Origin of the sequence: Sphingomonas sp. TREG-RG-20F-R18-01 (assembly GCF_022662475.1) — a bacterium.
Classification (GTDB): Bacteria; Pseudomonadota; Alphaproteobacteria; order Sphingomonadales; family Sphingomonadaceae; genus Sphingomonas.
This window is the reverse complement of the sequence record NZ_JAKNQQ010000011.1, coordinates 36270-58524: the sequence shown is the minus strand read 5'-3', so window position 1 is coordinate 58524 and position 22255 is coordinate 36270. Positions and strand designations below refer to the sequence as shown.

Here is a 22255-nt window from a genome sequence, read left to right as displayed (position 1 = left end):
GTCGGGAGGACCGTTCCGTAGAGGTTTGCTGGCCGCAGATGCTTACCGGTGCAGCGAGGGAGCTTGTTCTCCTTCGCGGCAGCCCCCGGCATGGTCGGGATCATCGCGATGGTTGCAACCATGGCTAGAAAGGGTGCGAACTTCATGCCGATGCTCCTAGTAATTGGTGCGAGTCAGCGACCCGCCACGGGCGCCACCCCCGCCGTTATCGGACCCGCTGCCGCGGCTGCGCCGGAAGCGGTCCATCGCGCGCTGCGGAGCGCCCGACCATGCGCGGCCAGCCATTGGCGCGATGTTGCCAGTTGCCGCATTGGCAAACTGCGTCGCCAGTGATGCGCCGCCTCCGCCCAACCCCGCCGCCATGCTCGGGATTTGCAGAAAGAAGAAAAACCCTAGTGCGTAGAAGCCAAGGGCCTTCACCGATGCCAAGATGAGGGAATCGTCGGTGGTGATTGCATCAATGAACGTATTGGCAGCGTTGGCAATGAAGACGGTCACTAGCAGCGCAAAGGCAACGAGGATGACGTAATTCACCACGCTCCCGAGCCATTGAAAAAAGAACGATCGCGTTGAGTCGAAGAGGAGTGCGGCGACGAAGAGCGGCCCAACCGCTGCGAGCAATGCCAGCGCAAACAGTGCGAATGCACAGATCGAAAAGCCAATAGCCGAAGCGAGAAGAGCCGCTAGCATGATAATAACCTCTATTATCTTGCTAGCAATTATTTCATCCCAGTTATTCGGAATACCAAGCAGGTTCTTTCCTGCCATCTGCGTGTGTATGTAAATTATTTGATCGATTTTGGCGATGGCGCGAGCCGACGTCTTCAGAATACCGTCAAAGAAGCCGCCAAGGCCATTCACGTCCGTAGCGCCAACGGCGTTTGCAACCTCACGCGGTAGGCCATTCATCGCAAGAAGGCCGACGGAAGCACCATAAAGTGTGGTTACGGCAAAGACGAGTGCGGCCAACTTCAACCCACGGTAGACGAACTCGCGAAACGGGTACTCGACGGCGCCCCGCAGAATAGCGAAACCAAGAAGTATGATATAGATCGTCACTCCGACACGCAGAGGCCCGGATATCCAACTAACAATCCCAGCGTAGGTCGCGATAACGCCCGCTAAAGCACCGTCCAAAAGATTGAACATCTGCGTATAGATGTTGAAACCCATTGACCGCTCCCAAGACGTTCTGGCGTTTAGTTGCCGGCCTCTTTAAGCAATTTATCCTGTTCGGTTTTACGGACTAGGATGCCTTTAGCAGCGTCGACGTTATTGCAATTGCTCACCACCACAGATGGCCAGGATAGAGGTGGCCGTTGTGACCCCTTCCACGCAGTGCAGATGCCATCCATCTTCGCCAGCTCGCCGGCGTTCTGGACGTAGTAATCCGCCGTTTGCAGCGGAAAGTCTGAACGTAGATCGCCGGCTTGGGATGACGATCCCTCGGACCCGCAAGCGGCAAGAGCGAGACACGCCGTTATCAGTAGGCGAGAGGCGATCACGGGTTGGCTCCTGCTTCCTTGAGGAGCTTGCTCGTTTCACCTTGTTGAAACGCGAGGTAACGTTGGTAATCCGCCTCGGCTTTTGCGCGGCGCTGGATATCCACCGCCTGCAAGGCCATCTGATCGTTCATCATCTGGGCCTGCTCGAGCTGGAGCCGGGCCGACATATCGGCCCGCTCTGACGCCGTGGTGGCGGTCGCGAAGCGGCTACGCAGCTCCTCTAGACCCTGCCGTCTGCTCGTAACGGAGTCGCCAACGTTACCGGCCAGACCGGTCGTCACCGCTGCCTCGCGCGCACCCTGCTCCGCGGCCGAGCGGCTCGCATCACTTGCGTCTGCCGGGACGCGACCCATCAGGTCTCGATAGACCTCGTTCGCCTTGCCGCGCAGGCCACCCACGACATCGAGGTTCCCGCTCGTGAACCCGTCGAGGTTCGAGGACGACACGTTGCTCGTCCGCAGCGCGTCCGACTTCAGCCTGTTGGCGATGTTGCTGATGTTGGTCGCGTCGTTCACGCTCTGGTAGAGCTGCTTTGCCTGCGCGATCTGCTGCAAACCCTGATCGACCTGCGTCTTGGCGGCTAGAACCTGCTGCCGCGCCTGCTCGAGCTGCTGCAACTGCTGAGCGAAAGCCCGCGGATCGAACACGATCCCGCCAAGCTGCGCGTGCGCGGCGCTCGTACTCAACAGGGCAATCCCGACCAACAGGCGGGCGGTCATTTTCACGCTACGCATGTTCCTTCTCCTCCTTCAGCTTGGGCGTCGACGTTGGTGGAAGATCGGCAGCCAGGCCGCCGGATCGGGACCGAACTCTGCGGCGGTCTCGACGGCGATCGGCGTTGTCTCGGCACGGCCGGACAACACCGCCAGCTCGTCATCGAGGCCGGTCAGGTCCAATTCGACCACGACACTGTCATGGCCCTGCTTCACGAGAAATTTGCGGGACTCCGGCGACAGATCTTCGCGGATGAGCTGGTATTCGGCGTCCGTCAGAGAGAACCCTTCGACGTAATCGCGCCGCGATCCCTTTGGGTTCGGCAGCATGATCTGTGTCGCGACCTGTTCGAGGATCGAGTGTGCAATATCGCTCTTGAGCGCGTCCGCTGGGGATTGCGTGGCGAACACCATCATCGCGTTGCGCTTGCGGAATGTCTTGAGACCGTCCTGTGCGAAGCCCCGGAACGCCTCGTCCTGGAGGGCTTTCCAGAACTCGTCGATCGCGATGATCGTGCGCTCGCCGGTCAACAGCTTGTCGATCCGATGGAACAGGTAGAGCATAAGCGGCGCCCGGACCTCGGCATTGTCGAGGAAGTCCGTCATGTCGAAGCCAATGAACCGCGCATCCAGCGTCAGCTCGTCCGACGGGTTGTCGAAAACCCACCCCATCGAACCGCGCGTCGTCCACTTCTCGAGCCGCGCCCCGATGCCACCAGCATCCGCCATGCCGAGCATCGTGCGGAGCGCGTCGAACGATCGATCCTCGCGGGGAAGGCGCATCACGGAAGCGATCCCCTCGTCGATCAGGCGCTCGTCCTGAACCGTGATCGGGCGACCTTCCGCCCTGACGAGCTGCCGCACAAACAGCGACAACCAGGACCGATCCTCCGCAGTGTTTTCCAGCGCTTTGAGCGGCGCAAAGCCCGTCGGTACGCCATTGGCGAGTGTCAGGTACGTGCCGCCCGACGCCAGCACGAAGATCTGCGCGCCGCGATCCTTGTCGATGAAGATCTGTCGCGCGCCGGTCTTCTCGGCCTGCGCCATGAGGAAGTTGACGATGACCGTCTTGCCGCCCCCGGTCGGGCCGACGATCAGCGTGTGTCCGATGTCCCGCTTGTGGAAGCTGAAGAAATAGGGGCTTCGCGCGCTCGTCTTCATCAGCGCAATCGCGTCACCCCAGTGATTGCCGGTCGCGAGCCCAGCCGGGTAGGTATGGAAAGGCGAGAACGCCGCGAAGTTGAGCGACGTGATCGGTGCGGGCCGCGCTCGCCACGCGAAATTGCCGACGAGCTGACTCCAATAGGCGGCCTCTAACGCCGCCCCCTCGCGGGCAGCGACCATGCCGGTATCAGCGAGCGCGGCGCGAGCGATCGACATATTGTCGCGCAGGCCCTTGAGCGATTCCGCATAGACCGCGAGCGTGAAATGGTGGTCGCCGAGGACGAAGCGGTTGGACATGAGATCGTCCGCTGCGTCGACGAGATCGAGCATCTGGCTGACGGCCCGATCCTCAGCATTCTCCATCTGCTTCTGCCGCAGCCGGAACCGTTCGGACGCCGCGGCGCGACCGAGGAAGGTGAAGGATTGCGTCAGCACGAAGCTGAAATCGACCGCCAGCAAGGACTCGAACTGCCGCGGGGTTGTGAACGCCGGATACTCGCGGATGCCGAAAATGCCACCGAAGGCGCTGCGATCGGCGTCACGGACCTCGACCGTCTCACCACCGAAGATCACCCGCTGGCGGTACAGCGCACTCCCCAGGTGGCCGCGGATGACGGGAACGCGGCGATGCCGGCCCGTCATCACCATCTCCGCCACCTCCATTGTCTCGGAAAACTTGAGGCCGTTGTGACCGTAGATCGCCAGTCGACGCGGCGAGCAGCGATCCATCAGCCGCTCGAAATCGCGCGCCTTGTCCTCCAGTGCCTCCAGCAGGTCGGCGTCGATCGCGTCGGCTTCCGTGTTCGCCCTCGTCTTGTTCTTGAAGATCTGGACGAGCTTGTCCGCGCCGTGGATCGACGGGCGCAGCACCAGCGTCACGAAGAAGCGGTTGATGAACATCCGCTCCTTGTTCATCCGCGCGAAGTAGGCGGCATCGAGGTCGCGGGCGAAGCGCGAGCGGAAGTTGCCGCCCGGATATTGCTCCACCCTCGACCGGACGAGATGCGTCCAGATCGACAGGCGATCGTCGTGGAGGTTGCGCAGCATCACGTTGAGTTTCGCGTGCCAGTCGTTCAGATCGCGGACGTCGGCCGTCTCAAAGGCACGGCCCTGCAGCTCGAACGTCAGCATGATCGCGCCAGAATCGAGTGCCACCACCTCGTCGGTGACGTGGCGCGCATATGGCAGGAACTTGGTCGGCAGCACTTCCTTCAGTGCGATTTTCATCGGCACCTGATCGGAAAGGCGGTTTGCCTTAGCCATTGCGGCCGAACCCCTTGCGCTTGATGCCCTTGAGGGGGAGCGGAGTGTAGCTCGACCCGCCCCAGAATACGCGGTTGCGGTTGGCCGCCTTGGTGCGGCCCCACAGGAAGATCAGCCGGAAGGCGTTGACGTCATGGCGCACGATGAGGCGCGACAGGCCAAACATCACCGCGGCGACGACCGCACCATAGACGGGATTGGACGTCCCGATCAGCGTGATGACCGAGGCGAGCAGCACGACCACCGCCGCCTCGATCGGCACGCCGGCGAACAGCGCAGGCCGCGTCACCGCCAGGAACAGCGGATTGCGTGCCATCAACTCCCGGTCCTCTTCCACGCCTACATACTCCACTCGATACAGGCGGAGGCGGGCCGCGCAGAGCAGCCCGCCCCCGGCAACGTCAGCCGGCGATCTGGTCCACGATCCACGGCGCCGAGAAGATGATCGCGATGCCGATGACGACGGTGACGAGCGCGCCAGTGTTGACGCGACCCGTCAGCCACCCGAGCCCGGCCGCGATGAGCGCAATGATCGCGATCGTGCGCAACAAGCCGTTGCTCAGCAGACCCAGCACCTTCGTGCCGAACCCTTCGAGGTTGCTCTGTGCGAACGCCGGCTCGGCCGAGAGCAGCGATGTAAGCGCCACCAGACCAAACAGCGTCAGGAGACGGCCAACCTTGCGTTGCCGCGGTGTCATGGCCGTCACGCGGGCCGTGACATGCGAGCGAAGGGCAAGCGCCGGCGCGCCGAGCGATACGAGGTTCATCGGTCTTCTCCTCCTGCGCGAGCTCGCGCGTAAGCTGCCGTCGCGAACACGTCCCACGATGGCGGCGGTGGGATTGGGGCGGCCAGCCGCTGCCCCGCTTCGGACGTGTTTTCTGCCACGAGGTCGGCGAGCTGCGCTGCTGCGCTCGCAGGCTTGCCGGCGTCGGCGGGCGTCAGCGCCGCGATCCTGACCGCTACTGGTCGGATACCGTCGGAGATGCCGGCATTCCCGACCACACGGCCGACATAGCCGTTCGCAAAGCCACGCGACTGCGACCCGGTGTTGTACATGGACAAGGCGATACGCAGCGCCCGTTCGGGATGAAGCCCGGCGCTGACCTTGTGATAGTTGCCCGCGATCACTGCCCCGGCCGCGGCGATGTTTGTGCAGGGATCGAACACGGTGTCCCACGTCAGTCCGAGGGCCTTCATGTTCCGCGAGTTGATCTGGCCTAGGCCAAGGTCGACCGAGTAGCCCTGTGCCACGTAGCTGCGGCCGATCTCGATCGCTTGTGCGACGCTCGTCGGCTGCGCCACCTTTCGGCCGAGGCCGTTGACGTTGATCGCCAGATCAAAGCCCTGGCTTTCCGTCTGGACGATCGCCGCGATGGTCATGGGTGCAACATTCGGCGCGCATTGCGCGGCGAGACCCATGACGACTGCGGCCGGGAGCGTCATCACCGCACCGAATTCGAGGAGACTAGAGGAACTCCCGACTTCGCCCACGCGCCATCCGAGGCGATTAGCCTTCTGGACACGGGCAAGCGATTTCGCATGCTTTCACTCCTGCGTGAAAACAGTCTAAATCCCGTTTTTGTCGCTGCCTAGCTGGAAAATGACCAAAGCTTCACAATGAACCTTTCGGTCTATCGCGTTAGAATGCCTTCTCGTCGTGCACGTCGGCGCAGGGGTGGACGTGGATCACCTCATCATAGCCATAGCCCAAAACGATGTGACGAATGGCAGAGGAAGCCTTCTTATACAGTCGGATACGCTTTTTGTCGTAAAGGCCGACGTGGTAGAGCGCAGTGCCGCGCCAGCTCACGCGGACGTTGATATACCACTGACCGGAGTCACGCTGGCACACGTGTACGTCGGTCAGGGCTCCGCCAGGCGGTCGCATCGTCGTCAGCTCGCGCTCAAGTATCAGCTCCAATTCCATTCGATTCCCCAAAGCGATTATATGCCTTTTCGCTGGTGATTTGCGGCAGCCCCCGGTAGCAAGTATGCCTCTCCAACGAGGGGGTGTCTTAGATGGCCGGACGTCAGACCGCCACGATCGAGGAACAGGCCGACCGCATCGTTCGCCAGCTCGGCGGAAAATGGCATGGCGCATCGGCGATGTGTCGTTGTCCGGCGCACGCCGACAGCACGGCGAGCCTGTCCGTCCGCGTCGGCGAGCGTGCCGTCCTGTTCCATTGCTTCGCCGGCTGTACCGCCGACGCGATCATGGCGGCGCTGCGATCCGGCAGGATACTTGCTCCCACCGATCACGATCCCGGCACACGACAGGAGAGCAAGTCGGACCTCAACAAGGTCGCCCTTGCCGTTTGGCGCCATGCCGAGCCTTTCGCCGGGACGCTCGCCGATCGCTATCTTCGATCGCGCGCGATCGTACCTACCGGTGTAGTCGGCAGGTTCGATCCGCGCTGCCAATGCGGTGCGGGTGCCGCCAAGGCGTTCGCCCCGGCGCTGATCGTGCCGATCGAGGAAGATACCGGCGTCATCGCGATCCATCGCACCTTCCTGTCCCCCGACGGGCGCAGCAAAGCCGATATGGCCGAGCCCAAGCGGATGCTGGGCAATCCCGGCTGCGGTGCGGTACGCTGGGGCGGCATCCCCGTCGACGGCATCCTGCGGCTCGCTGAAGGCGTTGAGGACGCCGCTAGCGTGATGAACATGCTCGGCGACGGCCAGTTCGTCTGGCCGGTGCTGGGGATCGAGCGATATCAGGCCATCGCTATCCCCGAGAGCATCCACACCGTCGTCATCTACAGCCAGCATGGGGGCGAGGCGGCGCGCGCGATTGAGCGCGCCACCCCGCACTTGACGGCCAACGGCCGCCAACTCGTCAGCAAGTTGCCGCCCCATGCAGGCGACTGGAACGATCTCCTGCGCGAAATACGCACGATATGAAGCTCTTTCCGAGCGTGCCACGTCATCAGAAGTGGATGATGGGCGCGACCTTCGTGGTCGTCGCGATCTACTCGATATCGCACAACAAGGAGCAGCTTGCGGAAGCGGCGAAGACGCATCTCATCTCGCCGACGCCGACGGTCATCGACGGAGATACGGTCGAGTTCCCAAATGGCCGGGTGCGGATCGTCGGTATCGATGCACCGGATGATGATCGGCCGCAGCTCAAAGCGATAGCGACGGATGCGTTGCAGCGCCTGGCAGCGCGCGACGGTGGATTGGACTGCTCGGTATCGATGTTCGATTATGCATTGCGGCGTGAAAATCAGTGCCGGACGGATCCCAAAAGCTACGGCCGGTTGAATTTGGCGTGTCGCTTCCCTGCGAACAAGGCGAGTGTCGGTGCCTCGATGGTTGCTCAGGGCTATGCGGTCGACTACCGGATGTTCTCCGGTGGGGCCTATGTCGGTCTGATGCAGAAGGCCGCAGCACAGCGGGCGGGCTTGTGGGGAGTCGACTACGAAAGGATGCGGCAGCTCGCAATCGAACGGGCGACGGTGCCGGACGGATGCGCGGTCGGGACGATTAAGCAGTAGGCAGGGCTGCCTTCGGCCTCTGCGGCTCGGGCACGCGGCGCCGCGAGATCCCGCTCGCAGGTTTTCCCAATCCGGGTGACGAACGGCTAGGCTGATGCTGCCCACCTTGGGGCGATCATCAGAAGGTGTGCCACGTGGCACGTCAAGATACGACGCTAATATCTCCAATCAGCAAGATGCGCCGAACGGAGATCATTCCATGTTGTAACGCGAAAACCCGTGAGCTAGGGAGTAAGCGTGTTGCAATAAGGAATGCTTGATGTCCCGCCCCAAAGCCGAGAACCCACGGGATAAAACGACCACGGTCCGCCTCACCGCCGATGAACGCGACGCTATGACCCGCGCAGCGACTGACCTAGGCTTTGACACGATCAGCGACTACGTCCGTCACCTTCATACCCAGACGAACCGCGCACTGTTGCCCGGGACCCTCGAAGCCGAAACGGCCGCGGATTATCCTGCCTCGATGGTGCGGGAGTTCAAACGGACCGAGTACGGGTCGATGCTTCATGGTAACGCTCTTTCCTATCTCCACAGTGTTGCCAAACCCAAAAGCGTCGACCTTATAATGACGTCCCCACCCTTCGGGCTGGTTAGAAAGAAAAGCTATGGCAATGAGGATGCCGAGCAGTATTGCGAATGGTTCAGGCCGTTCGCTGCTGGGTTCCGAAGGATTCTAAAGGACAACGGCAGCCTAGTCATTGATATTGGCGGTGCCTGGAAGCCAGGGCAGCCAACGCGAAGCCTTTATCACTTTAAATTGCTGATCATGCTTTGTGAAGAGTTTGGCTTCCATCTTTGCCAAGAGCATTACTGGTGGAACCCGTCAAAGCTCCCTACTCCTGCGGAATGGGTGAACGTGCGTCGAGTCCGGGTCAAAGATGCGGTTAATACCGTATGGTGGCTGTCGCTAACGCCGTGGCCGAAAGCAAGCAACAGGCGGATCCTCGCACCGTACAGTGCTTCGATGAAGGGCCTTCTGCGCGATGGATACACCTCGAAACTCCGTCCATCAGGTCACTTTATCTCGGACAAATTTAGCAAGGATAACGGCGGATCGGTGCCGCCTAACCTTCTTGCCATTGCTAACACGGAGTCGAACGGATCGTATCAGGACTTTTGCAGGGAGAAAGATTTGGACATTCACCCGGCTAGATTTCCTTCTCAACTTCCAGAATATTTTATTCGATTTCTAACAAACCCTGGTGATTTAGTAGTCGACCCCTTTGGCGGGTCATGCGTTACGGGTGCGGTGGCAGAAACCCTGAAACGCAAGTGGGTGTGCACGGAGTTATCAGAGGATTATCTGAAGGGCGCGGTAGCCCGGTTCTCACCCTCCGCACCCCCGCTACCTCGTGACCGTAGTGTCCCATATACGATTCATCAGCCCTGTGCGGTTCCAATCGACGACGACCAGGTAAATCTGTTCGAGAATGGCGGGCAGACCCGTCCGCCGGAGATCAAATCAGGGAAGAAGGCGGCAGTGAAGGCGCCTGTGGCAGCGAAGGCGCCTGTGCCAGCGAAGGCGCCTCCCACTGCTTCGCCCAAGCGACGAGCCGCCGCGGGCTAAGGACGTCGTCGAACCCGATGACGACTGGCGCGATCATGCCCTCGTCATCGGGTAAAGTAGGCTTGTTCGCTAAAGCGATAACGGACGTCGATAAGAGCGACTGAACATCGACCATGTCGGTTCGGTACGCGCGGGCGTAGCGAACAACCTGATGAAGAGCCTCGCGCAATCGGTCTCGCGCGTCTTCGCCTTCAACAGTAAAGAACTTTGCCTCTACTACTGCTAATACTTCTGCAGCGTTGGTATCGACCACGACCAAATCTGGTCTGTCGGAGTCATACCTCATCCCGTATTGTGCAAGCATTTGTTTTGAGACGTTCTCGCTAGGCTCAAGGACAGGGTAGACGTGGAAGTCAGTCTTGGCTTGCCAGAAGACCTCAAGCCGACCCACCGTGGCTATCGGTTTCCCAGTGTCGGATGCAAGTAAGCTAAGTTCGAGCGGCATCGACAAGGCTGTTTCCAGCGCGCTTGCAATCGCTAGTCCTACCGCAAGTTCGAACCGGCGCCAGGTTTCGGCTGGGGCTAATAGCGTCGCACCGAGCAGCCGCTCGATCGCTGAAGCGTCACCGGCTTCGATCGCGATCAATTCCTGATATGCTCGGTATGCTAGAACATATGTCTGCTTCCGCGATCGAGCCGCTTCCCGGAGCGCCTGAGCCGATGGTCGTCTACTGACGTGAATTTCGCTCATGATTGCCCGGAGAGCCTCGATCCGCTTGACAGCCCCGAGGTCGCTCACGGAGGTCTCAACATGGCTGCGGTAGCTTGCACTGATGGGGAGCATGGCTAGGAAGCGATCGGATATCTGAACCGCCTGCCGGATTACCCAAGCAAGCACGTAATTCGGGCCGGTCGACACGGATCGAACGGGCTCGTGGAAAACGTGACGCGCTGAGTCGCCTGACACCAGTCGCTCAGTGACTGTTGCTCTCGCATCAATTCGGCCACGAATTGCGGCGTTATCAAAGCGACGGCGCGTGGTGAGGAAGCTCGCCGTCTCATGACGATGAGTTATCACGTATGTGCATAATGCCCGAACTGTCGGCGATATACTCCAATACAGGAGCAGCAGATCTCGATCACGCGCGAACGTCAGCTTTGGCTTAGACACGCCAGCGCCGATCGCAGGCTTGAAATACCGCAAAAGCAGTCCGCTAATGTAATCCGTGACCTCGCCAGGGTCGGCCGCCATTATACAGCAGCACCCCGCATCAGACGCTCAATCAGTTCGGCCGCGGCTTCGGTTGGCTCGACCCCTAATGCGTTGATGATCGCGGTAGCGATCTGTTCCGCTTCTTGCGCGAGGATTCCATCCAACATCGGCAGGATGAACATGCTTATGGCGTCGATGTAGGTAACTACCTGATCGGAGCTAGGAAGGGTCATAAAGTCGATGTCAGGATCTAGCGAAATCATAGCCTTGATCATGTCTATGATCGGCGCGGGGCCGATCACACGCACGGCGTTGACCCCCGTCCAGATTTCTCCCAACGGGCAGCTGGCATCTGTCGAACCAGGCTTTGCAAGGTCCGTCTTTTGAATATATGCGCGGACAAAGCCAGTAAGATCGGCTGGAACGTCAACGAATATCCAGCCAAACCGCCGAGTTAGTGCGTAACTCATTTGGTATAACGCTGCTTTGTCGATGGAGTTAATAGTAGCAATCAGTCGCCAATCGTGAGACGGCGCAAATTGGTAGCTTTCAACCGATGTTGCAGGACGGGGCAATATCGAATACTGCGGGCTATCCTTGTCTGACACATCAACCCGATAGGGAAGTGTACTCTCTTGGCCGCTGAGCACCGTAAACAACGGACCAAGTACCTTGTCGATGTCACAGCGATTGAGCTCATCGATGATGAGAGGCTGATCGAACGCTTTGAGCAGCACGCCAGGCACGAACCCGATCTCACCTCCACCGATAGGTTGATAACCACCTATGATGTCTTGAGACGACCAATCGGCCGAGCCGGTGATCAATGTCCATTCCTGTGAGAGAGACGAGGCAACCCATCTCGCGATGGAGGTTTTCCCAGTGCCTGGCGGCCCGTAAAACATGAGGTGCTGTTTGCCAGAGCGCAAAGCGGCGTTGATCTGCCGATAAACCGCTGGATCGATGCCGAGCAGATCGCCATCTTCAGGGATGGTAATGGCGCTCAGGTCAACGGGCTCGTCAACATCGTAAGGATCGGTCGCCACGTTATCCCCATTTTCAGTCGATGGAGGCGTAGCCGGGCCGGCTGATTGCCATGCAAGTTCGACAGCGTCCTTGAGGCGTTCCAAGCCGTCTTCATCGGCCAGGTCAAAGAACTCGATTGGATGAAGATCGTCTCCTTTGAACCGCACTGACACCGCGGCGCTGATTGCGTCCATCATGGCTTCGTAAAGAAGCTGATGTGTCTCTCCGTCAGTATCCACTTCGATGTATTCGGCAGGCTCGTGGATGCCGAGAAGTGCCGCAAAAATATAGGGCTGCGGTTCTCCCATTCGATACAATTCGCCCGTTTTCCGGTTGAAGCTGAACGAGTCGGACGATGATCCTGCGCTGAGCGCACCATGGAAAACGAAGATCGCATTTGCTTCAAATTCGGGTCGCGGCTCGTAGCCAGCGTCGCTTTTGATAAGGGGGAGTACCCGAACCGCGAGTCCTGCCTTATCTCCTTGTGCGGTATTCGATCCGCCAAGACCAATGACGTCGACCTTGTCTGGGTAACGGGCCTTAATCGGGTCGCTTGTTGCATTGACTTGGAAGAGCCAGCGCGGCGGCTTGCCGCCACTGTAGTTCATATTGCTCCAGTTGCCCTCTTCCTCGTCAATCTCATGTTTGCCGAGCGAACTGCCGCCTTTAAAGCCAGACTTCGAGAATTGCAGGCCCTCGTCTTTGAGGAAGGTACTGAACCAAGAATAGAAGTCGGTCTCGTATGCCACGCTGGCCTCATAATTATAGTGATAGGCTTTTGCGGATCGCTCAGCCGAAAATCAAATTCAGCCATGTTGCCACGCTTGAAGCTGCCGCATGGAGCGTGGTCCCGATCTCGTTGTGGAGCAAGGTCCCGCCGGTTACGGCCGTTCCGATCGTCGCCTCAACGGCGCGCTCGCGGACCTTCTCGACGGCTACTCCGGCAGCCTTCTTGCCTTCACTTTTTGCCTTTCGCCAAAGCCCGGCGACACGTGCGAGAAATCGGCCCTTTTCAGCTACTCTACGTACCGATGGCTGGTCCTTTTGAAGCTCGTCTCTGATGTCACGGGACGCTGCGATGAGCGCTGTCTCATCTTCAATCTGCTGATCTTCGGGAGGCTGATTATGACCCATCATTCCTGGGCGCTGACGAAGGATATCAAGTTCTTTCTCCAGCCGATCCAAGCGTTCTATTACGACGTTCCGCTGTTCGCTTTCTTCTCTCGACCCAAGCCTTTCAGACTTCCCGGCCGATATCTTGGCAAGTGTCGCGTCGAACTGGGCTGTAAGAGGATTATCTTTCGACACCGCGAAGTGATCGGCGCGGATGCGATCGACGATCTGCTGAGCCTGAGCGGCGTTATGTAATAATGCACGATGCTCAATGTAATCGCTCATAAACTCAGATCGCGCCGCTATAGCGATTTCTCTGTTGCCCTTCTCGCGCGCCGCTATTCCTTGTTCTTGACCCGTTTGTAGCGCCGCGCTGCTGATTTGTAGCGAGGGCGACGACCCGAGCGGTTGGGCGTGACGGTCAAAGTCGAACGCTGCGAAGACGCCGAACTCCTCGCTCCATCCCAAGATCAGCGTATGTTCGCCGGTCATTTGCTCGAACCGAGTTACCCCGCTGGTAACTTGGATGCGATACTCATGCTTTGGCCGTGCTGCGCCGCCGCCATGGGTTAGGTTCCAGATGTAGATGCGTAGCCGATGGACGATATCGTCACGACGAATCACGACGAGCATAGGATGGACGTTGCGCTCGCTCAGAACCTCAACCTGCCATCCGGCTGATGCCAGCGCGCCGACCATATTCCGAAGCAGGGTTGCCTTTGAGAGTCGCGCCATTCCCGCTTGGTCCTGATCCTGATCGATATATGTTGCCGGATGGCGTTACTCTCATAGCCACCTGGCCGTAGGTGACGCCAGTCTTGACCGCACTGAGCTAAGTGCGGGTAGAGTCCCGCCTACGGCGCGACGCAGATCCGTTAGCCCCGCTGCCCTCCCCCCGGAGGCCAAGCAGCGCGGGGAACACCAAGGGCGGCTGCCCTTTCGTTCCCGAACGACAATCAGACCACCCGAGTAATCCGCAAAGCGCGGCACCCGACGCCCCGTAGGCGTCGGCCGCGCTAATGCGGCTCGCCCGCGCCAGTGGTCAGATTCTCGCCCTCCCTCCCCATCCCGTTCCTCGCCGGAAAGGCAGAGCCGGTTGCTGTTGCGACCGGCTTTCAGCCTCAAAGGAAAGGAAAAATCATGGCACGGATCACCGACAATCGTCCCGACGTCTATCAGGAAATCACCGACCAGATGATCGCCATGATCGAGGCGGGCACCCGGCCTTGGTCGAAATCGTGGAACGGCAGTACCGCCCCCAGCATCCCGTTGCGCTCGACCGGCGTTCCCTATCGCGGGATCAATGTCCTGACCTTGTGGGTCGCGGCGATGACGAAGGGCTACGCTTCCCCGCACTGGCTCACCTTCAAGCAGGCCATCGCGCTCGGTGGATGCGTCCGCAAGGGCGAGAAGGGTTCGACGGTCGTGTATGCCAACAAGATCGTGGTGGACGACGCCAAGGGCGATCAGGCCGGTAAGCGGGGCGAGGATGGCAAGCGGGAGGTCGCGTTCCTCAAGCGCTACACCGTGTTCAATGCCGAGCAGATCGACGGCATAGAAGCGAAATATCCCACCCCCGCGCTGATCATCACCGCCACCAACCCGGACGAGCGCGACGCCGAACTAGATGCACTGTTCGGGCGCGTTCCCGTTACCGTCCGGCACCATGGCTCGCAGCCCTATTATCAACCGAGTGGCGATCATGTCGTCATGCCGGAGTTTGCCGACTTTCACACCAGCGATGCCTATTACTCGACCCTCGCCCACGAGCTTTGCCACGCGACCGGCCATTGCGATCGGCTTGCTCGTCCCACGCTGCTTTCGACCAAGCGCGAGGACTATGCCCGGGAGGAACTGGTCGCGGAGCTAGGGGCGGCGTTCGTCAGCGGCGCGATCGGCATCAAGCTCCACGACCGCGAGGATCACGCCGCCTATCTGGCGAGCTGGCTACAGGCGCTACGCAACGACAAGCGATGCATCTTCACCGCCGCCACGCAGGCGCAGGCCGCGGCCGACTGGCTTTTGAGCCGGATGGGTGCGGAGAACGCGGTCGAAATGGAAGAAGCTGCATAACCGCTCCTGCCCTCCGGCCATGGCGCGGGTTGGAGGGCGAGGGCATATAGCGGAGCGATTGCCGGGGTGGGCCGGGCCGCGCCGCTCCCTGTCGTGACCGGCGCCGGCGCCTGCGGCGCCGATGATCCGCTGGCACGGATCGCGGCCCTATGGCGAAGGGGGCGACACGCGAGCAGCGGTTGACCGGCTTTCAACTTTTAATTGAATCCTCATGCGCCCACGCATATATCGGACGCAACATGGCCGTCCCCTCTGTTGCCGCTGGCATCAAGGGGCGGCCTTCTTCATATCTGGGCCGGATGCTTCCGCCCTACACCAAACCCCATCTCAGTTTCGCCGACCAGCTCGCTCTTCTCATGCAGCGCGGCTTGGTCGTGACCGATCAGGCCAGGGCCGTCCTCCACCTGCAGCGGATCGGCTATGGCCGCCTCACGCCCTATTGGCAGCCGTTCCAGCAGCTCGTCCCCGATCCCGCCGACGCGACGCTGACCATCCGCACCGAGCAGTTCCAGGCAGGTGCCGAGTTCCGCCACGCGGTTGATCTTTACCTGTTCGACAAGCAGCTCCGCCTCCTCTTCCTCGACGCGATCGAGCGGATCGAGGTCGCGCTGCGCGTGGATCTCGCACACGCCATGGGCAAACGCGACCCGTGCGCCCACCGCTCGCCTGCCTTTCTCGACACCCATCGTGCCAACCAGGCGATGCCTGGAGGGGGGACCCGGCACCAGAATTGGCTCGCCAAGGCCGATGGGGCGATCACCCGCTCCAAGGACGACTGGATCAAGGAGTTCTACGCCACCTACAGTCCGCCCGTGCCGATCTGGATGGCGGTCGAGGCATGGGATTTCGGAACCCTATCCTGGTTGCTCGAGATGGCGCATCCCAACGATCGTGCCGCCATCGCCAAGCGTTACGGCCTTCTTCCCAACACGCTGGTGAGCTGGATCAAGACGCTCGCCTTCGTGCGCAACATCAGCGCGCATCATGCCCGTCTGTGGAACGCAGGCATCATCAATCAGCCACTGGTGCCCAAGCCGTTCGAAGCACCGCAGCTCGTGCATATCGGTAGCGACCTGGAGCGGCGTACGCGTGTCTATGGTGCCGCAGCCGTTGCCAGCTACTTCGTCAGGCGGATCAATCCCGGGACATCCTGGCCGTCACGGATGAAGGCGCACTGGCAAGCGTTCCCGGCGATGCCGTTCGCAAGTCCCATCCAGGGCGGGTTCTTGGCCGGCTGGGACGCAGAAGCGATCTGGGCCTGATCTAAGCGGCGTGCGGGCGCGACCCTGCCGGGCACGGCTCTATCGGCGCATGCGCGCCGACCGAGCCACCGTGCCGGCGTCTCGGCCCATACGGGTGACGATCCTCGCGTGAGGTGTGCCACGTGGCACACCTATGGCCCCGCGCCGATGCGCGGCACTTAGCCCGTAGAGCGCCGCAGCCCTCCCCCGGAGGCCCGCCGGCGCGGGGAACACCAAGGGCTGCTGCCCTTTCGTTCCCGAAGCAAAATCGACAGCCCCGTGTGGTCCGCCAAGCGCGGCACCCGACGCCTGGTAGGCGTCGGCCGCGCTAGGGCGGCCTGCCCGCGCCAGGCCATCGATTTAGCTCCTCCTTCCCCATCCCGCTCCTCGCCGGAGAGGCAGATCCGGTTGCAGCGGCAACCGGCTGCGCCTCGAAAGAAGGAGAAAGGACAATGGCTTACACTCGATACACCGGCGACCCGTACTGGAAACGGGCGAAATCCCCCGGCACCAGCGCGGACGGCACCCCCTATCGCAAGGGCGAGCGCGTGTTCTTCTATCCACGCACCGGCGTCACCTACGCAGGCGGCAGCGCGCAGCGCGCCTCGGCCGAGTTCGACGAACTCGCAAGCCTCGAAGGCTGACCCCTCCCCCAGCATCACAACACATCAGATTGGAGTATCATCATGGCTATCATCCATCCCAAGCTCGCCCAGCTTCGCCTTTCCCCGCTCAACCAGCGCCGCGTGAAACCATCTGCCGTCGAGGCGATGGCCGACGACATCGAGGCACATGGCCTGTTGCAGAACCTCGTCGCCTATGAGGACGATGGACTGTTGTGGGTCTTCGCCGGAGGGCGGCGCTATCGTGCGCTCAAAATCCTCGGGAAGCGCAAGCGGATCAAGAGCAGCGATACTTTCCCGGTCGAGTTGCGGACCAAGGAAGAAGCCATTGAATTGTCGCTGGCCGAGAACTTCCAGCGCGAGGATATGCACCCCGCCGACAGCATCCGTGCCTTCGCGGCCCTCCGCGACACAGGGATGGACGCCGAGGACATTGCCGCCCGGTTCGGTCAGGCGGTCAGCTTCGTCTACAAGATGCTCCGCCTGTCCGCGCTTGCCCCGGCGCTGATCGACCTGATCGCCAAGGACCAGTTGAGCCTTGAGGCGGCGCGCGCGCTCACCCTCACCGACGATCACGACACTCAAGTGAAGGTCTGCAAGGCGGCGAACGGCCAAGCCCACACCATCCGCCGGATGCTCACCACCGAGAAGGTGGACACCACCAGCGGCGCGTTCCTGTTTGTCGGGCGGGAAGCCTACGAGGCCAAGGGCGGCACCGTCACCGTGGACCTGTTCTCCGAAGGATCGGAGGGCTTTGCCGACCAGCCCGAGCTTGTGCAGGAACTGGCAGAAGAGAAGCTGGACACACTCGCAGACGAGTATCGCGCCGTCGGGTGGCACGAGGTCCGCGCCGAACCGGAACGCCCTTACGACCTCTACATGAAGGGCAGCATGTACCCCGCCACCCGCGAGCCGACCGAAGCCGAAGCGGAGCGGCTTGCCGCCATCGATGCCGAGATCGACGCCATCGCACAGGCCGAGGGCGAAGACAGCGAACGGATCGAGCCGCTGTCCGACGAGCGCGACGCGATCACCGAGGGCTTGCGCGCCTTTACCCGCGAGCAGGTGGCCGTAGGCGGCGTGGCGCTCTGGGTGTCGCGCGACGGATCGCTCGGCAAGAGCTTCTACCGGGCGAAGGCCGAACCCAAGCCCAAGACGACCCGTGACGGCCCGACGCCGCTCTACGCCAACAGCCTGTTCGCCGACCTCACGCGCATCAAGACGCGGATCGTGCAGGAGGCGGTTGCGGCCGACCCGGCACTGGCGCTCGACATCATGCTCGACACCCTTGCAGGCCAATTGCTCCACGGCGCGCACAGCTTCCAGATGGCGTTGGAGGTTCAGGCCAAGACCGTCACCACCGACGTTCCGGACGAGTTGATGGCGACCAGCGACGTTCTTGCCGTCGAGGACGCGATGGCGACACGCTTCGCGTCGATCCCGACCGAAGGTCGGTTCGAGGCAATTCGGGGCATGGCGAGCGATGACAAGATGGCGTTGCTCGCCGGGCTTGTCGCGATGATGGTCGACGGCACGGTGTTCGCGGGCGGTGCTCCCGGCCAGCGCCACCACCATTTCGAGCAGATCGCACGCGCGAGCGGTGTGAACATCGCCGCACGCTGGACCGCCCCTATCGGGCTGTTCGACAAGATGCGCCGCGCTGCCCTGATCGACTTGCTGCGCGACGAGGTAGGTGCGGCCAGCGCGGAAAATTGCTCGACCATCAAGAAAAAGGCCGATCTTGCTGTCAACGTGTCCGAGCGGTTGCCCGCCGGTTGGCTTCCCGCCCCGATGAAGATCGGCGCGTTCGACCGCAGCGAGGTTGATGCCGATGGCTTCGACTCCGAGGCGGATGCCGATGACATCGAGCACGAGGACATGATGGACGACCAGATGGCATAAACGCAGGATCGGGGTCCGGTGACAATCGGACCCCAATCTCTTCTCCGTATCGCGTGAGCAGCGGCCCCCGTCGCCGGCGCGCCAGCCCTGGCGGACTGGCGCGCCCGCTGCCCTTTCAGGCCCGCGGGCGCCGCCCGACCAAGGCCGGGCGGCGCCGTAGCGACTTCACGAAAGGCGCAACGGGCGGGAGAATCCCGCTTCGGCCGCAGTCAGGGGCGGTAGTCGATCGAGTTTTGCGAGCAGATCGCCCAATGCGCGGCGCCGATAGGCGTTGAGCCAGCGCCGGCGCCGATGCTCGGCAGCATCGTGCATCATGTGGCATCGCTGGCAAAGCGCGGCGAGGTTGCGCGGCGCGTTGTCGCCGGGATCGTGGTTCAGATGCGCGCACGCGATATACACCCGCGTGGTGCGGACGATCGCCGCGACATCGCGATCCGGTACGCGGATGCGCCGTCCCCTCCCGTCCCGCCAATGCCGGTGATCGGTGTCCCACCAGCGACCGTCGCCGAGGTGGAAGACGCGGGCGCCATGCGGACGCCGGCAATGCTCGCACCGACCCTTGGCGCGGCAGAACCGGATCAGCCGAGACAGCTCGGGCCAATCGATCGGGTAGAGCCAGCGATGTTCCGGCATGATCGGCATCGCCGGATTCTGAATCAACGGCGCCGAGAACGAAAGCAGAAAATCGCGTGTTCGTTAAGGTGGCTGCGCGGATCGCGCAGCCACGCTCGGCTCAGCCGTTCAGGGCATCCTTGACCGCTTTGGCGGGGACGAACGTCAGCTTCTTGGAGGCGGCGATCTGAATTGTCTCGCCGTTCGAAGGATTGCGCCCTTCGCGTGCCGGGCTGTCCTTGATCTTGAACTTGCCGAAACCGGATAAGGACACTTCTTCGCCCTTAGCTGCGGCCGAGACGATCGCGGCCATCAGATCGTCCACGACCTTGCGGGCATCGGCTTTGCTCAGATTGTGGTTCGCAACCAGCGTCTCGGCAAGTTCGGCATTGTTCATGGTGTTCTCCCTATCAGAGCGCCTGGATAGCCGCGCGATCTCCGATTGGCGACCGGCTCCGTAATGACCGCCGGGGCGGACGCTCATTCGATGGCGGCTTCGCCGCGGGGAACGCCAAGGGCGCCGCCCTTTCGTTCCCGAACGACAATCGTGCCGCCCGTGTAATCCGCCGAGCGCGGCACCCGGCGCCGAGGGCACCGGCCGCGCTAGGGCGGCTCGCCCGCGCCAGCGACAAGATTCTCGCTCCCCCTCCCCATCCCGTCCTCGCCGGACAGGCAGGGCCGTGAGGCCGAGCGGCCTTGCGGCCCATGCCAGAAGGAGGATCAATCATGCACACCCCCGAGCAGCTCGACACCATCCGGAGACTGAACGACGCAGCACGTCAGTTCCCCGGCACCGCATCCATCGCCAACGTGACCATGGGCTTCCATGCCCTACCCGACGCGGATCGCCTCGCCGCCCTCGCGGCAATCGTCGGGTTCACCGACTTCGATTGCGACAATGACCCCTATGGCGAGCATGATTTCGGCGCGATCTATCAGCTCGCCGGCAGCCGCTGGACACAGCATCGGCCGAACGACGAGTATGCCATTTCGGAGACGGTTTTCTGGAAGATCGACTATTACGATCCCAGCCTCACGTTCGGCAGCGAAGCGCCGTGGGACGAGCAGCAGACCAAACGCGTGCTGACCATCATGCTGGCAGGCGAGTATTGATGGTCGCGACGCGGACGATCCGCGCTTGCGAGAGTGCGGATCGTCCCATCCGAAAGGCGAGGAGCCAAGTGATTTATTGAGGAATCGCGGCGGTGAGCGTAGTATCCAACACGGAAAGGATGACGCGATGACCCAGATCGAACTCGACACGCTGCGCGAGCGCATCCGCTCGATGGACTTCGAGCGCGGCACCCCGGAGCAGGTGGCGCTTTGGCGCGAGGACGTCGAGGAGGCGCGCGCCAACCTCGTCATCGAGGACATGACGCCCACCGCCAACGAAGACGAGATGTTCGCCATGATGCTCGAGGAAGGCGTGCCGCCTTCCCTCATGCCCTCGATCATCCTCAGTCTCTACAAGACCGGAACCCATCAGATCGCTGCCTGACCTTGGCCAGCGATCCCTATACCTATCCGGGGACCGACACGCTCCGGAACCGGCTCGGCATCGCGGACGAACAGTCGCTCGTCGCAGCCGAGAGGCGCTTTACGCTGGCGCGCGGCGCAGAGGCCGCGCGCCTGTCTTTCCCGGCCACGGCCGATGGCTATCGCGCCCTGCACAAGCACCTGTTCCAGGATCTCTACGACTGGGCGGGCCGGGACCGGACCGTCAACATCGCCAAGGGCGGCTCCAGCTTCGCGCACGTGCCCTATATCGCCCGCGAAATGGACAAGCTGTTCGCCGACATGGCGACGAAGAACAACTTTCGGGGCCTCTCGCGTGACGAGTTCTTCGACCGGCTCGGCAACCACATCAACGAGATGAACGCCGTCCATCCCTTCCGCGAGGGTAACGGCCGGACGATGCGCCAGCACGCAGCGCAGCTGGCGCGTGACGCCGGACACCCGATCCGCATCGCGTCGATCGACAAGACCGCCTGGATGGACGCATCGCGCCACGGCTTTCTCACCGGCGATCATCGCGGCATGGCGGCTGTCCTCGCTGCTGCGGCAGTCCGGCGCGACCTTGCCCCCGAGGCGCGCGTCGGTCCTGCCGGAATGGCCATGCTCCCCCAGCGAGCCCCGCCGGAGGGCCAACGCTACCGTGTGACCTTGGGCAAAGCCCGCGAGGAGCTCGAGCGTTACCTACCGGCCGCCCGCCAGCAGGCGGCCGACCGGTTGCGCGGGCTCATCAAAGAGGGTGCATCGTCCACCGAGATCGCGAACGCGCGCACCGAACTTGCCTATGTTCGGCACGCCAAAGGACCGGTCTACCAATCGCACCTGCTCACCTATCTCGGCGTCCGTCAGGTCGATGCCGTCATCAATGCCCAGCAGACCCCGCTCCAGCGCGTCCGTGAAATCGGGGCCGCGCTCGGCGTCCAGATCAATTCTCAGCAGCCCGGGCATCTTCAGCGTGCCGTTCGCTCGCTCGAACGACCCATCCTGCCCCCAGGCCACGCGCCGGGTCAGGAACGGCTAGCGGCGGAGTTCTTGAAAAACACCGCCGAGCGGAACAACGCCGACCCGCGCCTCGCCCCCGCTCAGGCAATCGTCGACGCCGCAATGAAGACGGCCCGCGAGCGTGGAGAAAGTGTTCGCACGGTCGGTACGATCGCAGAATCGACCCGCCACCTCGTTGCCGAGCGCATCAAGATGGGGAGCTCCCTGGATACCGAGATCGGTCACTCGCCCGACCACATCGTATTGCCTGCCCCCCCCAACAAAGACCGGAGCCGCTAGCGATCC

The 22255-nt window shown here is 61.9% G+C and carries 22 protein-coding genes; 10 read left to right on the top strand and 12 right to left on the bottom strand.

Annotated features, from left to right (window positions below; translation table 11 throughout):
- Positions 1 to 156: 156 nt before the first annotated feature.
- The 7 genes from L8K25_RS19505 to L8K25_RS19475 form a co-directional block, all read right to left on the bottom strand.
- A complete protein-coding gene (locus L8K25_RS19505; RefSeq protein WP_242140662.1) occupies positions 157 to 1173 on the bottom strand; it encodes a type IV secretion system protein in 1017 nt (338 codons plus the stop codon).
- 328 nt (positions 1174 to 1501) lie between these two features.
- The gene (locus L8K25_RS19500; RefSeq protein ID WP_242140673.1) at positions 1502 to 2224 is read right to left on the bottom strand and encodes a type IV secretion system protein; all 723 of its coding nucleotides are present in this window, start codon (positions 2222 to 2224) and stop codon (positions 1502 to 1504) included.
- Between the two features lie 30 nt (positions 2225 to 2254).
- On the bottom strand, positions 2255 to 4645 hold the full coding sequence (locus L8K25_RS19495) for a VirB4 family type IV secretion/conjugal transfer ATPase (protein ID WP_242140661.1): 2391 nt from the start codon (positions 4643 to 4645) through the stop codon (positions 2255 to 2257).
- Positions 4638 to 4961 (bottom strand): VirB3 family type IV secretion system protein, encoded by a 324-nt coding sequence (locus tag L8K25_RS19490; RefSeq protein WP_128456002.1) that lies wholly within the window; start codon positions 4959 to 4961, stop codon positions 4638 to 4640. The genes L8K25_RS19495 and L8K25_RS19490 overlap by 8 nt, the downstream gene beginning before the upstream one ends.
- Before the next feature lie 85 nt (positions 4962 to 5046).
- Positions 5047 to 5412 (bottom strand): TrbC/VirB2 family protein, encoded by a 366-nt coding sequence (locus L8K25_RS19485; RefSeq protein WP_242140660.1) that lies wholly within the window; start codon positions 5410 to 5412, stop codon positions 5047 to 5049.
- A complete protein-coding gene (locus L8K25_RS19480) occupies positions 5409 to 6137 on the bottom strand; it encodes a lytic transglycosylase domain-containing protein (protein WP_242140659.1) in 729 nt (242 codons plus the stop codon). Before L8K25_RS19480 ends, L8K25_RS19485 begins: the two co-directional genes overlap by 4 nt.
- A 148-nt stretch (positions 6138 to 6285) precedes the next feature.
- Positions 6286 to 6573, bottom strand: coding sequence for a hypothetical protein (locus L8K25_RS19475; protein ID WP_242140658.1), 288 nt, complete (start codon positions 6571 to 6573; stop codon positions 6286 to 6288).
- A 92-nt stretch (positions 6574 to 6665) separates the two neighbouring features.
- Between L8K25_RS19475 and L8K25_RS19470 the strand changes: the two genes are divergently transcribed.
- The 3 genes from L8K25_RS19470 (at position 6666) to L8K25_RS19460 (ending at position 9713) form a co-directional block, all read left to right on the top strand.
- Positions 6666 to 7547, top strand: a complete 882-nt coding sequence (locus L8K25_RS19470; protein WP_242140657.1) for a toprim domain-containing protein — start codon at positions 6666 to 6668, stop codon at positions 7545 to 7547.
- A gap of 35 nt (positions 7548 to 7582) precedes the next feature.
- Positions 7583 to 8143, top strand: coding sequence for a thermonuclease family protein (locus L8K25_RS19465; RefSeq protein WP_242140656.1), 561 nt, complete (start codon positions 7583 to 7585; stop codon positions 8141 to 8143).
- Between the two features lie 259 nt (positions 8144 to 8402).
- Positions 8403 to 9713: a site-specific DNA-methyltransferase gene (locus L8K25_RS19460; protein ID WP_242140655.1), complete on the top strand. Its 1311-nt coding sequence runs from the start codon at positions 8403 to 8405 to the stop codon at positions 9711 to 9713.
- Here the strand turns inward: L8K25_RS19460 and L8K25_RS19455 are convergent.
- The 3 genes from L8K25_RS19455 to L8K25_RS19445 all read right to left on the bottom strand — a co-directional run bounded on the left by L8K25_RS19455 (position 9604) and on the right by L8K25_RS19445 (position 13740).
- Positions 9604 to 10299 carry a hypothetical protein gene (locus L8K25_RS19455; protein ID WP_242140654.1) on the bottom strand — a complete coding sequence of 232 codons (696 nt, stop codon included), beginning with the start codon at positions 10297 to 10299 and terminating at the stop codon, positions 9604 to 9606. The two genes, L8K25_RS19460 and L8K25_RS19455, sit on opposite strands and share 110 nt — an antisense overlap.
- Positions 10300 to 10904: 605 nt before the next feature.
- On the bottom strand, positions 10905 to 12641 hold the full coding sequence (locus L8K25_RS19450) for an AAA family ATPase (RefSeq protein ID WP_242140653.1): 1737 nt from the start codon (positions 12639 to 12641) through the stop codon (positions 10905 to 10907).
- A gap of 40 nt (positions 12642 to 12681) precedes the next feature.
- Complete coding sequence (locus L8K25_RS19445; RefSeq protein WP_242140652.1) at positions 12682 to 13740, bottom strand: hypothetical protein; 1059 nt, start codon at positions 13738 to 13740, stop codon at positions 12682 to 12684.
- A 405-nt stretch (positions 13741 to 14145) separates the two neighbouring features.
- On the opposite strand from L8K25_RS19445, the gene L8K25_RS19440 reads away from it, so the two are divergent.
- From L8K25_RS19440 to L8K25_RS19425, 4 genes are all read left to right on the top strand, one after another.
- Positions 14146 to 15078 (top strand): zincin-like metallopeptidase domain-containing protein, encoded by a 933-nt coding sequence (locus tag L8K25_RS19440; RefSeq protein WP_242140651.1) that lies wholly within the window; start codon positions 14146 to 14148, stop codon positions 15076 to 15078.
- A 239-nt stretch (positions 15079 to 15317) separates the two neighbouring features.
- Complete coding sequence (locus L8K25_RS19435) at positions 15318 to 16340, top strand: Abi family protein (RefSeq protein WP_242140650.1); 1023 nt, start codon at positions 15318 to 15320, stop codon at positions 16338 to 16340.
- A gap of 431 nt (positions 16341 to 16771) precedes the next feature.
- Positions 16772 to 16963 carry a hypothetical protein gene (locus tag L8K25_RS19430; protein ID WP_126720324.1) on the top strand — a complete coding sequence of 64 codons (192 nt, stop codon included), beginning with the start codon at positions 16772 to 16774 and terminating at the stop codon, positions 16961 to 16963.
- Between the two features lie 42 nt (positions 16964 to 17005).
- On the top strand, positions 17006 to 18844 hold the full coding sequence (locus L8K25_RS19425) for a ParB/RepB/Spo0J family partition protein (RefSeq protein ID WP_242140649.1): 1839 nt from the start codon (positions 17006 to 17008) through the stop codon (positions 18842 to 18844).
- Between the two features lie 165 nt (positions 18845 to 19009).
- Here L8K25_RS19425 and L8K25_RS19420 read toward each other — a convergent pair whose 3' ends face one another.
- Together L8K25_RS19420 and L8K25_RS19415 are read right to left on the bottom strand one after the other, a co-directional pair.
- Positions 19010 to 19486 carry a hypothetical protein gene (locus tag L8K25_RS19420; RefSeq protein WP_242140648.1) on the bottom strand — a complete coding sequence of 159 codons (477 nt, stop codon included), beginning with the start codon at positions 19484 to 19486 and terminating at the stop codon, positions 19010 to 19012.
- A gap of 91 nt (positions 19487 to 19577) precedes the next feature.
- Positions 19578 to 19853: an HU family DNA-binding protein gene (locus L8K25_RS19415; protein ID WP_242140647.1), complete on the bottom strand. Its 276-nt coding sequence runs from the start codon at positions 19851 to 19853 to the stop codon at positions 19578 to 19580.
- A gap of 329 nt (positions 19854 to 20182) precedes the next feature.
- Here L8K25_RS19415 and L8K25_RS19410 point away from each other — a divergent pair, with 329 nt between their 5' ends.
- The 3 genes from L8K25_RS19410 (at position 20183) to L8K25_RS19400 (ending at position 22249) form a co-directional block, all read left to right on the top strand.
- Positions 20183 to 20569, top strand: coding sequence for a DUF3768 domain-containing protein (locus L8K25_RS19410; protein WP_242140646.1), 387 nt, complete (start codon positions 20183 to 20185; stop codon positions 20567 to 20569).
- A 127-nt stretch (positions 20570 to 20696) separates the two neighbouring features.
- Positions 20697 to 20954, top strand: a complete 258-nt coding sequence (locus L8K25_RS19405; protein ID WP_242140645.1) for a hypothetical protein — start codon at positions 20697 to 20699, stop codon at positions 20952 to 20954.
- Positions 20955 to 20956: 2 nt separating this feature from the next.
- Entirely contained in the window at positions 20957 to 22249 is a 1293-nt protein-coding gene (locus L8K25_RS19400; protein WP_242140644.1) for a Fic family protein, read from the top strand.
- The last annotated feature ends 6 nt before the right edge of the window (positions 22250 to 22255 follow it).